Raw genomic sequence first — 14490 nt, 5'->3', positions numbered from 1 at the left:
GGGCATGCGCCTTTAGCTCAGTTGGTAGAGCAGTAGACTCTTAATCTATTTGTCCAGGGTTCGAGTCCCTGAAGGCGCACTTAAGAGGTCTGATTTTGCAGATATTGGAAGCTGCGGGGTCGGACTTTTTTGTGCCTTAATAGAACAAACACATCTGGGACAAAGCTAAATTTAAAAAGGTATATTTTAAAAAATAAATTTTTTCTTAAAATATTATTGACATTTCCTTCTCCAAGCTATATAATAGTGGACGTGTCACTCAAAAGAATTAAATTAAACATATGCGCCTTTAGCTCAGTTGGTAGAGCAGTAGACTCTTAATCTATTTGTCCAGGGTTCGAGTCCCTGAAGGCGCACTTAAGAGGTCTGATTTTGCAGATATTGGAAGCTGCGGGGTCGGACTTTTTTGTGCCTTAATAGAACAAACACATCTGGGACAAAGCTAAATTTAAAAAGGTATATTTTAAAAAATAAATTTTTTCTTAAAATATTATTGACATTTCCTTCTCCAAGCTATATAATAGTGGACGTGTCACTCAAAAGAATTAAATTAAACATATGCGCCTTTAGCTCAGTTGGTAGAGCAGTAGACTCTTAATCTATTTGTCCAGGGTTCGAGTCCCTGAAGGCGCACTAAAAGGTCTGACTTTGCAGATACAGGAAGCTGCGGGGTCGGGCTTTTCTTTGTTACAGACAACTTTTTACAGATTATATTCTATTCTGAGTCAGGAGGAACTATGAAACACTTACACAGATTTGCCGGGATCGCGGCCGCATTCTGCATTATGATCATTTTGTTCATCACTTCGGTGGAAGCCGTGGTGTACTGGACCCCTGGATATTTTGAAAAAGAGTATACCAAATACAATGTGCTGGAAAGCCTTCCAGCCATGACCATGGACGACCTGCTGGAAGTAACGGACCAGATGATGGATTACTTAAAAGGCGACCGTGAGGATCTCCACGTGACCACCACCATGGGAGGCCAGCAGCGGGAATTTTTTAATGAGCGGGAAATCGCCCATATGGAGGACGTGCAGGTGCTGTTCTTAAAAGCCATGTCCATACGCCGTATCTGTCTGGCAGCGGCAGCCTTATTACTTATCTTTATGGCTGCCGCCAAAGGACGGATGAGACAGACCCTTCCCTCATCCCTGTGTATTGGATGCGGCCTGTTCTTTGGGCTGGTCACCGCCCTGGCCCTGATCATTTCCACTGATTTCTCCAAATATTTTGTCATGTTCCACCATATATTCTTTACCAATGACCTGTGGATCCTGGACCCTGCCACGGATATGCTCATCAACATTGTGCCTGAAGGATTTTTTATGGATACAGCCGCCCGCATTGCCGGTCTTTTCGGCGCTTTATCCCTGATCCTGTTTGGATTCTGCCTGTTCCTGACCATAAAAAACCGTAAAAAAGCCGCTTAAATCCTAACCGGGCTTTACTTAAAGCCGGAAATATTTTATACTGTACCATAGGCTATTATATGATTGGAGATTGTTTGGATGAAGCGATTTTTCACGCTGTTCCTGTGTCTCTGTCTCTCCATGGGCATAGTTACCATGAAGAGCCTGGCAGCGCCCCAGTGGCCCGACCATGTTTCCATACAGGCGGACGGCGGCATTGTCATGGATGCGGATACAGGAACTATATTATACGGGAAGAATATGGACCAGCAGTATTACCCGGCCAGTATCACCAAGATACTGACCGCTTTGATCGTGCTGGAACACTGCGGTCTGGATGAAATGGTATCATTTTCCCATGATGACGTCTATAATGTGGAAGCGGGAAGCAGCAGCGCCGGCATTGATGAGGGCGATGTGCTCACGGTCCGCGACTGTCTCTATGCCCTGCTGCTGGCCTCTGCCAACGAGAGCGCCAACGCCCTGGCATGTCATGTAAGCGGCTCCCGGGAGGCATTTGCCAAACTGATGAATGAAAAGGCCGCCAGCCTGGGCTGTACAGGAAGCAATTTTACAAACCCCAGCGGCTTAAATGATGAGAACCATTACACCACGGCCCATGACATGGCTCTCATTACCAGGGAAGCCATTAAAAATCCTGAATTTCTTACCATCAACATAACCCGCAGCTACAGACTGGCTCCTACCAAGCGTTCACCTGAGGGCGGATATGTGGCCAATCACCACAAGATGTTTAATAAGAACGAATCCGTCTACTATCCGGGCGCCTTTGCAGGAAAGACAGGATACACATCCCTTGCGGGCAATACCCTTGTAACCTGTGCAAAAAAAGATGGCATGACCCTGATTGCCGTTGTGCTGAACGGACACCAGTCCCACTACGCAGACACAAAGGCCTTGTTCGATTTCGGTTTCCGCAATTTCCAGTCCCTGAAAGCGGTGGATTATGAGACGCGGTACAAATCCCTGGAAAATGACATGACCATTGCCGGCATGACGGCCCGGGACAGCATTTCCCTGGAGCTTGACCGGAACGGACGTGTGGTCATACCAAAGGATGCCGACTTTACGGACACGGAATCCACCCTGACCTATGACCTGGACAGCAGCAGTCCCAGGAACGGGGTTGCCTGTATCCGCTACACCTACAACGGGCGCCAGGTGGGCTTTGTATACCTTTGTTCATCAGGCATGGAAAGTTCCGCCGATCCCATGGCTGCGGCCGCCACACCTCCACAGGCAGCGGCAGGCAATGGAAACCAGCCTGTTCCGGGCCAGAACCCAGGGCGGAATTCAAGTCAGAATCCAGGGCAGGATTCAGGTCAGAACCTGGGCCATGAGCCGGGCCAGGGAAATCTCCAGGATCAGGGAAACGGCCTCTCAACAGATGGGAACCTGACACCTCCTGCCACACGGCCGGACATCACCACAAAGGAAGGCACTGCTTCCAGTATCCGGATTCCCGCCAATACCCTGACCATTCTGGGGATCGCGCTGTCCCTGTGTGTTATTGTGGCAATTGTGGCCGCCGTAAAAATACATGTTAAAAAGAAGGAGGAGGCCGATCTGACGCTCCGCCGCCAGCGCAGGCTTGAACGCCTGGAGGATATCGGCTACTCCTCTGCCGACTTTGACAAACTGGTGGCCGAGCGCAGGGTCCCCTCTCCCTCCAAACGGAGAAACAGGAGAGGCCGGCGTAAAAAGACCTTTTTCCGTTGAACTTCCCATATCCATGGGTTATAATGTAGGGGGGCTATTCATGAGATCAATCATGTATGTAACCACAATTTACAGGGGAGAGAGAAATGAAACTTTTCCAAACGGATAAGGAGGATTTGAAAGCAGCTGTCATGAACCTGGTAAGGAACCTTCCTATAACCATCGAATATATGGCTGCCGCCACCTTAGTTTCCACCATATTTTTTCATTTCAGCAACAATGTCACCAACATTTCCATCATATTTACTCTGGCCATTATCCTGATCGCCCGCGCCACCAGCTGCTACGGTTCCGGAATACTTGCCTCTTTATTTGCGGTCTTCTGGGTAAACTTTGCATACACATATCCCTACATGACGCTGAACTTTACCATGTCAGGATACCCGATCACGTTTGTGGGCATGATGCTGATCTCCTGTATTACCAGCAGCATTTGCATCATGATCACAAAGCAGAATGCCCAGATCCAGGAAAAGGACCGGATGCTGCTTAATGCAGAGAAGGAAACCATGAAAGCCAACCTGATGAGGGCCATGTCCCATGATCTGCGCACGCCTCTTACCACAATCATCGGTTCCAGTTCCACCTATCTTGAACAGGAGGAGACCATGTCACCCGATGAAAAGCACAAACTGGTCCAGAACATTGAGGAGGATGCGCAGTGGCTTTTGACCATGGTGGAAAATCTCCTCACCGTTACCAGGATCCAGGATGAGCGGGGTGTGGCCAATGTGATCAAGGCGGACGAGTCGCTGGAGGAGATCGTCTCTTCCGCAGTGAGAAGGTTCAGAAAACGCTTTATGGATGTTCCTGTCCATGTTTCCATACCGGATATCTTTATCATGGTTCCCATGGACGCCACGCTCATCGAACAGGTCATTAACAATCTTCTGGAAAACGCATTCTTTCACTCCGGAAGCCACGGTCCCATTGATCTGATCGTAACCACAGACGGACCTTACGTATCCATAACCATAAAGGATTATGGAAAGGGTATCCGTCCGGATCTGCTGGACACCCTGTTTGACGGAGGAGGGGTTTATGCCAACCAGATGGGAGACAGCCATAAGGGAATGGGGATCGGCCTGTCTCTCTGTAAAACCATCATAAACGCACATGGCGGCCAGATCCGGGCCGGCAATCATCAGAATGGCGCCCAATTTACTTTTACCTTACCAGATTGGAGGGAATACTGATTTATGAACGCAAAAGCCAGTATTATCATCATTGAAGACGAAAAAAATATATGTAATTTTATAGAAACGGTCCTGACACCTCAGAACTACCATGTGGTCTGTGCATATACAGGAGCCGATGGGTTAAAGCAGATCAATACCCACAAACCGGATGTTGTTTTACTGGACCTGGGCCTTCCTGATATGGATGGACTTGAGATCATTGAGGAGGTTCGGACATACAGCTCCGTGCCCATCATTGTTATCTCTGCCAGAACCCTGGAACGCAGCAAGGTAGCTGCCCTGGATATGGGAGCCGATGACTATCTCACAAAACCCTTTGGCACAGCGGAGCTGCTGGCGCGCATCCGCACCGCACTGCGCCACAGCCAGAAGACAGCCAATGAGAATACCCGCTATGAGGTCGGGGACCTGATGATCGATTTTGAACGCCGTTTGGTAAAGGTAAAGGATCAGGACGTACATCTGACCCAGATCGAATACAAACTGGTCTCCCTGCTGGCTCAGAACGCGGGAAGGGTGCTGACCTACGAAACTATCATATCCAAAATCTGGGGCCCCTATGCTGACAGCGACAATCAGATCCTGCGTGTGAACATGGCCCATATCCGAAGAAAGCTGGAGGAAAATCCCGCAGAGCCCCAATATATATTCACAGAGATCGGCGTGGGTTACCGTATGAGGGAAGAATAGAGGGAATAACAGAAGGAATAGCAGAAGGAATAACAAAAAATAAAACCTGCAGGATCGCTGGTCAGCCGTCCTGCAGGTTTTGCTAATTGTTGTCATATTTTTTAGTGTGGCTCTTGGCACTGCGCTTTCTGCGCCCGTCTTCCTTTCTTTGGGTCAGCAGTTCCACATCCTCGTCCCCCGCCATCTTGGTGGTCTTGACAATATAATATCTGTCTTTCTCGGACTTTTTAACCCTGATCTTTCCTTTCACATAGCCATGCTCCGGGCAGTATGCCAGACAGAAATAGAACCTCTGTCCATAGGGAAACCAGCGTATCTTCTTGCGCAGCATCCTCCGGCACTTAAGGCACACCATGTCCGTAATATTCTTATCCTTCATGATCTCTTCCCTGGAGTCAAACTCCCTGGATACAAATTTGGTGTATTCGGGAAAGTACAGGTAAAATTCCTTGTCCTTTTCATCCGGAAGGCCGTAATAATCAACGGAAACATACACCCCATATAAGTCCATATCCAGGGCGGACAACACCCTTCCCGTGTAGTAAGCGTCATCCAGGGCGCGGTGAAACGGCCGTTCCTCCTCCATGGCCATCTGCTGCACTGCCTGGTCCAGGGACACCTTATTCTTTCCGTCCCCATACTGGAAGCAGAACAGCTTCTGTATGTCGTAGTACAAAAGAGGGCGGGGAAAAGGTATATCCAGGCCATAGTAAGCCATATTCCTCTGGAGCTCTGTCAGGTCCATGGACCCCCATGTGCAAAAGCAGTATTCCTCTTCCCCGCACCACTCCACAAATTCCCTTATAACATCCTCAAAACGCTGCCCCTCCTGGCACAGCTTCCTCATATCCATGTGCGTTACTTCCGATATCTTAAAATGCAGCTTCTTATATACCTGAGGCCTGATCAGCTTATGGAATTCCCCTACCTGGCAAAATCCCTCATCCAATTTTACAGCGCCTATCTCAATAATCTCAAATGGAAGGTGGTCCACTGAATCTTCCTTTCCATTTGGGCTCTGGTTCCATTCAAGGTCAAAAACAATGTAGTTCATTTTTTCATCCTGTCACTCTATAATCTTAATTTACTTACCTATCTTATCATAATGCACAGAATATGGAAAGGGGCATTCTATTTTACCTTTTTCTCCCATTCACTGTACAAAATCGGCCCAAACATTTGTTAACCAATTATCTTATTTTGGTTGACATTTTCAACTTGAGACCCTATAATAATCAATGAATTGTAAACCTGTTTCTACCTATTAGATAACATTTGGGGTATGATAAATGAGACAATTGATATATGAAACGTGTTTATGGGGCCGTCACCGCTTTGACGGCTGGGTCATGGCCCGGGCTGTTTACCGCAAATACAGCAATGAAGCCGCTGTCTGTTTTCATACACAGCGGAAAAAGAGCCACAGATATGCCGCAGTACTGGAAACAACGGGATACACACAAGCCGCGGCACCAGCCGGAAGCCTGGAAGTGCTTCTGATGGACGTATCTAAGGATAAAAACCAGCAGGGTGATGCCCCGCAGCTACATTTCCAAATATCAGCTACATCAAAACCATCTTCCTTAGAATCATCTTCCACAGATCCGCCTTTCACAGATCCGTCTTCCACAGATCCGCCTTCCATGTGCTTTCTTAAGACGGACCTGAGACAGTTTCTGAAAGCATCCGGCGACACCAACCCCATTCACCGGGGTGATCCGGCCCTGGTGCCAGGATTATGGATATTCACGCGCCTGTATGAACCCTTTTCCCATATGGCATGCAGCCCTCTTCCTGTTCTTCCTATAGAATACGGAATCCATCTGCCCATAGAATACAGTATCCGCCTGATCCGTCCAACCTATACGGGCCAACCCATTTACCTGAAATGTGAAAACAACACTGTCACAGGAAGCTGCGATGGCCTTGTACATTTTCACCTTCAAATAAAAAACCTATGACATGGAGGCAACTATGAATACAAAACAAAACTTCAGCACCCTGGAACTGACAAAAATGGCTCTTCTCACTGCACTGATCTGCGTATCAGCATACATTGTGATACCCCTGCCATTTTCCCCTGCAAGCCTGACCGCCCAGACACTGGTGGTCAACCTTATTGCGCTTTTGTTAACTCCCCGTCAGGCTGCCTTCACCATTGTGGTCTACATGCTGCTGGGCCTTTCCGGCCTCCCCGTATTCTCCGGCGGAGTGGGAGGACCCGGAAAACTTTTTGGCCCTACCGGCGGGTACATTATGGCCTGGCTGATAGCCGTTGTACTGATGTCCTGGCTGAAGGGAAAACGTTACAGCTTCAGGCGCTATTGTCTTGTGACCATGCTGGTGGGGATGCCTGTGACTTTGATACTTGGAAGCATTTATATGAAGTTTGTAACAGGCATGGACTGGGTATCCGTGTTTACGGTTGCCGTACTCCCATTTATCCCTCTGGACCTGTTTAAATGCGCTGCCGCTGCCGCTATCGCAAAGCCGGTGCAGATCAGCCTGTTGAAGGCTGGAACTTCTATTTGAATCTGCGTACTCTCGGATGTTAATCAGATCTGCGTAATGAATTTTTGCCTGTTGTGCACCAATCTATGAGGCATATACGGTGTATCGTTGATTCGCTCTGTGTGTGACCGGCGAAAAATCAACCGCAAAAATGGGGACCAGAAGGCTCTGAGAGTACACATCTAATGCGGGGAGGTATGATATGGACCATGTCTTTGTACTAGGCGGACTCAGAAGTTATATCGGTATCAGGAACAGCGCTTACCGCCATATCCCGGCCGAATGTCTGGGTGCGGCCGTATTAAAGGGGCTGATCAGACAATGCGGCTGTGATGGCTACGCTCCCGGGGCTGTTGATCCCGGGGTAATCTCTCCCGGTACAATCTCTCCCGGGGATATTGATATGGTCATCTGCGGCAACAGCGCGGGCAGCGGCGGCAACATCACCCGGCTTATGGCTCTGGAGGCGGGGCTTGATCAGTCCGTTCCCGCTTTTACAGTGGACCAGCAGTGCGCCTCCTCCCTGGAGGCCATAACCACTGCCGCCGCCATGATCGAAAGCGGACTCTGCCACCTGGTAATTGCCGGCGGATTTGAGAGTACATCCACGCAGCCCCTTCGCTCCTATCACCCCAATCATCCTGACTACAGGGATACCACTCCTTATACCACCGCAAAATTTGTACCCGGTCCCCACAGGGAGGATGTAATGCTCCAGGGTGCTGAACGGACTGCAGCCCATTACCGCGTGGACAAACAGGATTTGGACCGCTGGGTACTGGAGAGCCACCGCCGGGCCCTTATGGCCCGTCAGTCCCGGATACTCAGCGATATAATATTTCCCGTGTTCGGCCTGGAGCGCGATGAAGGCATACGTCCCAGAATGAGCCAGAAGCTGCTGGACAAGCTTCCCCCCGTATTACAGGACGGACGATCCCTCAATGCCGCCAACGCCTGCACAATGAACGATGGAGCGGCCTTTGTGGTACTCTGTTCAGACCAGTATCTGGCCCGCCATGGCCTGACAGCCCGCTGCCGGATCCTGGATGCCTGCAGCATTGGGACCAATCCGCTTATGAGCCCGGTGTCCGCTGTCTCATCCATAGAAAACCTGCTGAAGCGTACCGGCATTTCCATGGACGAAATCGGATGCATTGAATGCAACGAGGCGTTTGCTGTCATTGACGTCCTTTTTGAGAGAGCCTATCCGGGTACATTCAGCCGTTATAACCAGTTTGGCGGGGCCCTTGCTTATGGACATCCCTACGGCGCCTCAGGGGCTATTATCTTCCTCCACCTGGTAAAAGCCATGGAGCGTACCGGCAGCCAAAAGGGGATTTGTTCCGTGGCAGCCGCCGGAGGCATCGGGACCGCCCTGATGCTGGAGCGGTAGGGACCCTACCGGAGCAACAGAGAGCAATCATTAAGATAGTGAAGAACCATAAAACCTAAGGAGAACATCATGGATTACCTTGAAATGATAAGGGCTGTACCTGCTCACAGGACAGCCCTTATTGAAGATTCCAACTGTTATACATATGGAAGTATCGTCAGGGACGCGGATGAGATCAGGCATCAGTCCGACCTTCTTGACCCTGGGCTGGAATGGATAGACGAAGCCTCTGTGTACGGACAGCTGATCCGATTCCTTGCTTACAGCGGCACAAACAAAGTCCCCGTGATTATATCCAGGGAAACAACACGCAGGCCGATTCCCGGCTCTCCTGTCCCATCCACAGCCTGCATGGGTGTCCTCACGTCAGGTACCACGGGGGTCCCCAAAATATGGTTTCGCACCTTTGAAAGCTGGCACAGCTTTTTTCCCACACAGAACCATATATTTGGCATAAACAGCTCCAGCCGCATGCTGGTCCACGGCAGTCTGGCCTTTACAGGAAACCTGAATATGTACCTGTCTTTGATGTCAGAGGGGGCATCCGCCATTACCTGCTCACCGGTCTATCCACCTGCATGGAATCAGGCCATGGTTGATTATCAGGCCAATGGGGTATATTTGATCCCCTCCAAACTGCGCCTGCTGGCCAGAACAGCCTCCGGATGCAACCCATATATAAAGACCATTGTATCCGGCTCTCAAAGCCTGGGACTGGGGGATATCCGTCTGTTAAGGACAGCATACCCAAACAATCAATGCACCCTTTACTACGGAGCCAGCGAACTGAGCTTTGTTTCATTCATCCGGGACTCCCAGATGAATGACGACCCCGCATGCGTGGGACTCCCATTTCCCGGTATAAATATAATGATCAAAAACAATGAGATCTCAGTGGATACGCCATACAGGGCCCTGGGCCTTCCCACCCCCTGCAGCGTTGGGGATATGGGATATACGGGTGCGGACGGATACCTGTACCTGCTGGGGCGCAAAAACAATGTATATAATATCCACGGGCGCAAGATTTCTGCTTCACTGATCGAACACGCACTGATGGCACTGGATGAGGTGGATGAAGCCGCAGTGACGCTGGAGCATGGCGCCCTGACCGCCTATGTGGTACTGAATCCGCAGTCCGAAGGCACTCCTGCTTATTGTCTTCTGATGGAGCAGCTTAAACAGCGCCTGAATCCCTATGAACTGCCCCGCAGGATCATTTACACAAAAGAGCTTCCAAAAAACAGCAGCGGAAAGCCTGTTCCATCACTGCTTTCCGCTGCTGATCCTCATTGATCAAGACTGAATTCATGCGCCGGCTTGTCATATTGACGGCCGGTTATTATTTTTGCTGTCAGGTCCGTACAGTTAAAAACAACAGACCACTGGGTGGCGTTCATCCTTCCCGATGACTCAGACACGTGCCAATCCTTGGACGCTGCCTGTAGCAGATCCATGCCGGCCTGCTCATCCTCTACCACACCATTGCAGCTGTCCAGGGATGTCTCTAATATCTCATACCTGTCCTGGCCGTTTCCAAAATTATATTTCTTATCCGACAAGAGGAAATTCGTTGCCATCTGATAGTCCTGCTCCGCCTTCAGCACAACCAACTCATTGTCCACGTACTCCACCACCGCGCTGTTCCCTCCGGCATCGGCAATCTGGAAATGATAGCAGCTTCCCGCGGAGGAATGCATGTCATACTGTTCCAGCAATTCCACTGCCTCATCCACCGTGGCCGCTTTATCTAACATCAACCGGATAGCAGTAGTGGTGGTTATATCCGTCTTTCCCGTATCCTGATTCGTGGGCTCATCTGCAATGCGCAGCACTGCCGCCGCAAGGCCCTTTTCATTGATACCGTCCAAAGGAGCGTAGGGAGCTGCCAGGGCGATCAGCTTTTCCTTCAGTGAATCCGGCAGCTTATCTTCCCCAAAGCCTAGAAATGCCAGATTTACAGTTGACAGGGACCTGTATCCATGATCAGGTGCTGTCTCCACTATCAGAGCCGGGGAGTAGGTCAGATCAAAATTACGTCCGAATATATAGTCCCCTTCTTTGGTCCATGCGCTAAATGTGGAACAGCCAAGATCCGGTATGGAGAACTCAAAGGGCAGCCCCTTTAAAAGCCGTTCCGTCACGAACCTGACCAGTTCTCCGTCCGTGCTGGCTCCAATTTCCAGAAAATCATCAAATCCGTAGTCCCCGTCATACCTCATGGAATAAAGTACATTGTCATCTATCTTTTCCAGCGTACCCAATGTCTTGATTTCATGCCTGAACATAAAGGCTCCTCCCAATACTATAATGATCACCAGTCCAGCCAGGCAGCCCAAAAGGCCCAGCAGCCGCTTTTTCCATTTCTTATTGTTATGATCCATGTTTCCCCTTCTGACTTCTTATCTATCTGTTTGTGGCAAACAATCTGTGATAGACTATTTTAATATCAAAATATCTTTATCATCATATCATTTGACCTGTAAAAAGTCAAATAACCAAGGGATTGGCTTCGGCCCGGTATCTGGGACGATTCCTGATTTGGTTTCTGGGCCGGTATCTGGACTGGTTTCTGGGCCGGTTTCTGGGCCGAATCAGGTGATTCAGACCTGTTTTGAATATCCGGATTCGCCAAGCAATTTTAATCTATACACACCAGCTCATACTTACGGTTTCCAAGGCCATGGGCCTGGGCGGCCTCCACTGTATGGATTCCATGACGGGATTCCATACGTTCGATCAGGGCACGTTTGCCTGCATCCTCAGAGCCATACACCGCATCCACGGATGCCTGGTCCAAAGCAACGGGATCTGCAGATGCAAATATACCGATATCCGCCATTTCCGGGTCATGGGGATGTGCATCGCAGTCATAATCCACCGACAGTCTGTTGGCCACATTAATATAAACAATTTTTTCACGTCCCATAAAATCCATTACAGACCGGTCCGCATCTGCCATGGACTCCAGGAATGAGTCATGATCTGCCGTAAACGCGTCCTCAAAAACATTACTGGTACCGGATGTATGAATCCATATCTTACCCCTGGACGATGCAAGGCCGATGGACATATTCTTCAGCGCACCTCCAAATCCACCCATGGCATGCCCCTTAAAGTGGGACAGCATTACCATGGAATCATAATTCTTTAAATGGGTGCCTACATAGTTCTCCTGTAAATGAAAACCACTCTCAACAGGAATTGCCATGTCACCCTCTTCGTCCAATATATCGCAGGGGGCAATGGCCAAAAACCCATGGTCCCGGATCGTCTCCCAATGAGCCTGTGTCGTATTACGTCTGCCCGGATAAGCGGTATTACATTCTACAATGGTCCCACTCAACCTATTCACCAGGTCCTTGATCAATCCCGGCTGGAGAAAGTTATGGCCTCCCGGTTCACCTGTGGAGATCTTTATTGCTATATTACCTTTCAGGGACACGCCTAACGCCTCGTAAACGCGGACTAAGCCCTCTGGTGTAATTTCCTTTGTCTTATATACAATTGACATATTATTTTCCTCCTGGTCGGTTTTAATGGCTATATCCCATGTATTCATACTCCACGTCCCATTTCATAAGCCTGTACCATATCCGGACTGTTGTTTATATCTCCCTTCTGCCAGGCACCTGTGCCATATATGATTCCTCTTTCCCTGGCATTAGGCAGACAATCCTCCGTAAATCCCCTAAATCCCTCTACGGTACGCTCCATCATATTGTTATCCGTGTCCGCAGCCGCTACAATAAAATAAAAGTCCTTATCCCGTATTTCTGCGTAACGCGGTACTGTCCGGTCGATCAACGTCTTCATCTGTGCATCCATGGAATAAAAGTATACTGGCGTAGACATGACGATCACATCACTGTCCACCATTTTATCCAATATCTTTGCCATATCATCCTTTTGCACGCATTGATGGGTCCCGTTACAGACACCGCACCCAGTACAATAGTTGATTTTATAATCTCCTAAAAAAACTTTTACCACAGTATTTCCAGTGTCCTCTGCCCCACGCATAAACTCATCACATAGCGTATCGGAATTTCCTCCCCTTCTGGGGCTGCCGGATAGAATCAGAACCTTTTTACTCATTATAAACTCCTTTCCATATTCATCCATGTACTAATTTTACAAGCTACTACTATAGACTACTACCTGGAGTTAAGTCCAGGTCAAGTGGTTTTTTAAATTTTTGCGGATTTATCGCGGATTTATTGCAGATTTGTGGATTTCTTCGTAAGCGTGAAATAACAGAGTGTATAGAAAAACCGCCAGCCTTCTGATATGCTCAAGGTTGGCGGTTATCTACATATTTTCTGTATGACAGCATCCCATGGCAGATAGTCTTCCAGAAATTCCGGATACTGCAGGAATGCTGTCCCGGGGATATCACTTAAAATATACTGGATGTATTTTCTGGGGTTTAGGCCATTGGCTTTTGCTGTTTCTACCAGCGTATAGATCCCTGCGCTGGCTTCGGCTCCTTTGGGGCCTCCGGAAAACAGCCAGTTCTTCCGGCCTATCGTAAATGGGCGGATGCTGTTCTCGGCAAGGTTGTTTGAGACAGCGCAGTTCCCGTCCAGCAGATAATTCATCAGTCCGTTCGGCTGATTGAAAGCATAGGTAAATGCCTCTCCTAGTTTGGATTTTGGAAGGATTCCGGCAGCTGCATCTTCCGCCCACGACCAAAAGGCCTCTAATACAGGCATTTCCTGTATCAGACGCTGTTCCTTCCTGCCCTGGGGCGACAGGACTTCCAGTTTTTTCTCAATCTCAAGCAAGGCCATCTATGGATTTCCTCATATCGGTATATCCACAGGCAAGGTAAATCGTTTCTGCCCGTGAAAGATCCCCTAACATCTGGATGCAGCCAGAAGGACTGACTGGATCAGGGAAGCTGGCGTATCCGCAGCGATCTCTATCACTGCACTGCCGGCACGTATGATAACAGGTGCGGGATTGGAAGAGCAATGGCTGATAACCGGAATGGATGCAAACACGGTAGTCTCCGGTACTTCAGTGGAAACAGATCCTGCTGATTTGTGTCTTTGCTGATAATTCTTCCATGACATACCTCCGTATTTTAGAGTTTTAAGAGCAGACTCTCAAAACTCTAAAACTAATTATCACGGATTATGGCAGAAAAAGAAATACACTCTGTTATTTGACGCTTACCTTACATTTCTTCAATTTTGTGATGATCCTGGATGTACAGATAATACATGGAACGTATTTTTAAGAATTAATAAAAAACCCTGAAGATTTAATCCTTCAAGGTTCATGAGAGGCGACGACCGGATTCGGACCGGTGGTGAGGGTGTTGCAGACCCGTGCCTTACCACTTGGCTACGTCGCCATATTTAATTATAAATGACCCCAAGGGGATTCGGACCCCTGTTACCGCCGTGAAAGGGCGATGTCTTAACCGCTTGACCATGGGGCCTTGCAAAAATATAAATAAAACTCCCCGAGTAGGACTTGAACCTACGACAGCGCGGTTAACAGCCGCGTGCTCTACCGACTGAGCTATCGAGGAATA

Annotated in this window: 13 protein-coding genes, 6 tRNA genes and 1 pseudogene; 11 read left to right on the top strand and 9 right to left on the bottom strand. The window is 48.9% G+C overall.

The genetic code is table 11. The features are described from left to right. Nucleotides 1–6: 6 nt before the first annotated feature. From CLFS41_RS00385 to CLFS41_RS00355, 7 genes are all read left to right on the top strand, one after another. A tRNA-Lys gene (locus CLFS41_RS00385) sits at nt 7–79 on the top strand. 204 nt (nt 80–283) lie between these two features. Continuing rightward, nucleotides 284–356: transfer RNA gene (locus CLFS41_RS00380), tRNA-Lys, on the top strand. Nucleotides 357–560: 204 nt separating this feature from the next. Then, nucleotides 561–633: transfer RNA gene (locus CLFS41_RS00375), tRNA-Lys, on the top strand. 104 nt (nt 634–737) lie between these two features. Then, a complete protein-coding gene (locus tag CLFS41_RS00370; RefSeq protein ID WP_045091237.1) occupies nt 738–1433 on the top strand; it encodes a TIGR01906 family membrane protein in 696 nt (231 codons plus the stop codon). Nucleotides 1434–1511: 78 nt separating this feature from the next. Next, nucleotides 1512–3152 carry a D-alanyl-D-alanine carboxypeptidase family protein gene (locus tag CLFS41_RS00365; protein ID WP_045091114.1) on the top strand — a complete coding sequence of 547 codons (1641 nt, stop codon included), beginning with the start codon at nt 1512–1514 and terminating at the stop codon, nt 3150–3152. A gap of 86 nt (nt 3153–3238) precedes the next feature. Then, nucleotides 3239–4348, top strand: a complete 1110-nt coding sequence (locus CLFS41_RS00360; protein ID WP_045091113.1) for a DUF4118 domain-containing protein — start codon at nt 3239–3241, stop codon at nt 4346–4348. A 3-nt stretch (nt 4349–4351) separates the two neighbouring features. Next, entirely contained in the window at nt 4352–5041 is a 690-nt protein-coding gene (locus tag CLFS41_RS00355) for a response regulator transcription factor (protein ID WP_045091112.1), read from the top strand. Nucleotides 5042–5123: 82 nt separating this feature from the next. Here the strand turns inward: CLFS41_RS00355 and CLFS41_RS00350 are convergent, their stop codons facing one another. Next, nucleotides 5124–6095 carry a 3'-5' exonuclease gene (locus CLFS41_RS00350; protein ID WP_007871678.1) on the bottom strand — a complete coding sequence of 324 codons (972 nt, stop codon included), beginning with the start codon at nt 6093–6095 and terminating at the stop codon, nt 5124–5126. 235 nt (nt 6096–6330) lie between these two features. Here CLFS41_RS00350 and CLFS41_RS00345 point away from each other — a divergent pair, with 235 nt between their 5' ends. From CLFS41_RS00345 to CLFS41_RS00330, 4 genes are all read left to right on the top strand, one after another. Beyond that, nucleotides 6331–7002 (top strand): hypothetical protein, encoded by a 672-nt coding sequence (locus tag CLFS41_RS00345; RefSeq protein ID WP_045091111.1) that lies wholly within the window; start codon nt 6331–6333, stop codon nt 7000–7002. Between the two features lie 13 nt (nt 7003–7015). Then, on the top strand, nt 7016–7573 hold the full coding sequence (locus CLFS41_RS00340) for a biotin transporter BioY (RefSeq protein WP_007871676.1): 558 nt from the start codon (nt 7016–7018) through the stop codon (nt 7571–7573). Nucleotides 7574–7754: 181 nt separating this feature from the next. Further along, the gene (locus CLFS41_RS00335) at nt 7755–8945 is read left to right on the top strand and encodes a thiolase family protein (RefSeq protein WP_007871674.1); all 1191 of its coding nucleotides are present in this window, start codon (nt 7755–7757) and stop codon (nt 8943–8945) included. 69 nt (nt 8946–9014) lie between these two features. Continuing rightward, nucleotides 9015–10241 carry an AMP-binding protein gene (locus CLFS41_RS00330; protein WP_045091110.1) on the top strand — a complete coding sequence of 409 codons (1227 nt, stop codon included), beginning with the start codon at nt 9015–9017 and terminating at the stop codon, nt 10239–10241. Here CLFS41_RS00330 and CLFS41_RS00325 read toward each other — a convergent pair. From CLFS41_RS00325 to CLFS41_RS00290, 8 genes and pseudogenes are all read right to left on the bottom strand, one after another. Then, nucleotides 10235–11329, bottom strand: a complete 1095-nt coding sequence (locus CLFS41_RS00325) for a C45 family peptidase (protein WP_045091109.1) — start codon at nt 11327–11329, stop codon at nt 10235–10237. The two genes, CLFS41_RS00330 and CLFS41_RS00325, sit on opposite strands and share 7 nt — an antisense overlap. A gap of 257 nt (nt 11330–11586) precedes the next feature. Further along, the gene (locus tag CLFS41_RS00320; RefSeq protein WP_045091236.1) at nt 11587–12459 is read right to left on the bottom strand and encodes a DUF362 domain-containing protein; all 873 of its coding nucleotides are present in this window, start codon (nt 12457–12459) and stop codon (nt 11587–11589) included. A 44-nt stretch (nt 12460–12503) separates the two neighbouring features. After that, a complete protein-coding gene (locus tag CLFS41_RS00315) occupies nt 12504–13043 on the bottom strand; it encodes a flavodoxin family protein (RefSeq protein ID WP_045091108.1) in 540 nt (179 codons plus the stop codon). 209 nt (nt 13044–13252) lie between these two features. After that, nucleotides 13253–13723, bottom strand: a pseudogene (locus CLFS41_RS00310) (transposase); the annotation flags it as partial. Between the two features lie 81 nt (nt 13724–13804). Then, nucleotides 13805–14023: a hypothetical protein gene (locus CLFS41_RS00305; RefSeq protein ID WP_045091107.1), complete on the bottom strand. Its 219-nt coding sequence runs from the start codon at nt 14021–14023 to the stop codon at nt 13805–13807. Nucleotides 14024–14236: 213 nt separating this feature from the next. After that, nucleotides 14237–14307: transfer RNA gene (locus CLFS41_RS00300), tRNA-Cys, on the bottom strand. Between the two features lie 15 nt (nt 14308–14322). Next, nucleotides 14323–14394: transfer RNA gene (locus CLFS41_RS00295), tRNA-Glu, on the bottom strand. A 20-nt stretch (nt 14395–14414) separates the two neighbouring features. Further along, nucleotides 14415–14487, bottom strand: a tRNA-Asn gene (locus tag CLFS41_RS00290). Nucleotides 14488–14490: the final 3 nt, after the last annotated feature.

This window comes from Clostridium sp. FS41 (genome assembly GCF_000954015.1).
Taxonomy (GTDB): Bacteria; Bacillota; Clostridia; order Lachnospirales; family Lachnospiraceae; genus Enterocloster; species Enterocloster citroniae.
This window is presented reverse-complemented; position numbering and strand designations above follow the sequence as displayed.

Excerpts from the sequence above, each read along its gene's own strand:
- CLFS41_RS00345 (WP_045091111.1), top strand. The coding sequence starts at position 6,331 with ATGAGACAATTGATATATGAAACGTGTTTATGGGGCCGTCACCGCTTT.
- CLFS41_RS00365 (WP_045091114.1), top strand. The coding sequence starts at position 1,512 with ATGAAGCGATTTTTCACGCTGTTCCTGTGTCTCTGTCTCTCCATGGGC.
- CLFS41_RS00360 (WP_045091113.1), top strand. The coding sequence starts at position 3,239 with ATGAAACTTTTCCAAACGGATAAGGAGGATTTGAAAGCAGCTGTCATG.
- CLFS41_RS00315 (WP_045091108.1), bottom strand. The coding sequence starts at position 13,043 with ATGAGTAAAAAGGTTCTGATTCTATCCGGCAGCCCCAGAAGGGGAGGA.
- CLFS41_RS00335 (WP_007871674.1), top strand. The coding sequence starts at position 7,755 with ATGGACCATGTCTTTGTACTAGGCGGACTCAGAAGTTATATCGGTATC.
- CLFS41_RS00330 (WP_045091110.1), top strand. The coding sequence starts at position 9,015 with ATGGATTACCTTGAAATGATAAGGGCTGTACCTGCTCACAGGACAGCC.
- CLFS41_RS00305 (WP_045091107.1), bottom strand. The coding sequence starts at position 14,023 with ATGTCATGGAAGAATTATCAGCAAAGACACAAATCAGCAGGATCTGTT.
- CLFS41_RS00370 (WP_045091237.1), top strand. The coding sequence starts at position 738 with ATGAAACACTTACACAGATTTGCCGGGATCGCGGCCGCATTCTGCATT.
- CLFS41_RS00320 (WP_045091236.1), bottom strand. The coding sequence starts at position 12,459 with ATGTCAATTGTATATAAGACAAAGGAAATTACACCAGAGGGCTTAGTC.
- CLFS41_RS00355 (WP_045091112.1), top strand. The coding sequence starts at position 4,352 with ATGAACGCAAAAGCCAGTATTATCATCATTGAAGACGAAAAAAATATA.
- CLFS41_RS00325 (WP_045091109.1), bottom strand. The coding sequence starts at position 11,329 with ATGGATCATAACAATAAGAAATGGAAAAAGCGGCTGCTGGGCCTTTTG.
- CLFS41_RS00340 (WP_007871676.1), top strand. The coding sequence starts at position 7,016 with ATGAATACAAAACAAAACTTCAGCACCCTGGAACTGACAAAAATGGCT.
- CLFS41_RS00350 (WP_007871678.1), bottom strand. The coding sequence starts at position 6,095 with ATGAACTACATTGTTTTTGACCTTGAATGGAACCAGAGCCCAAATGGA.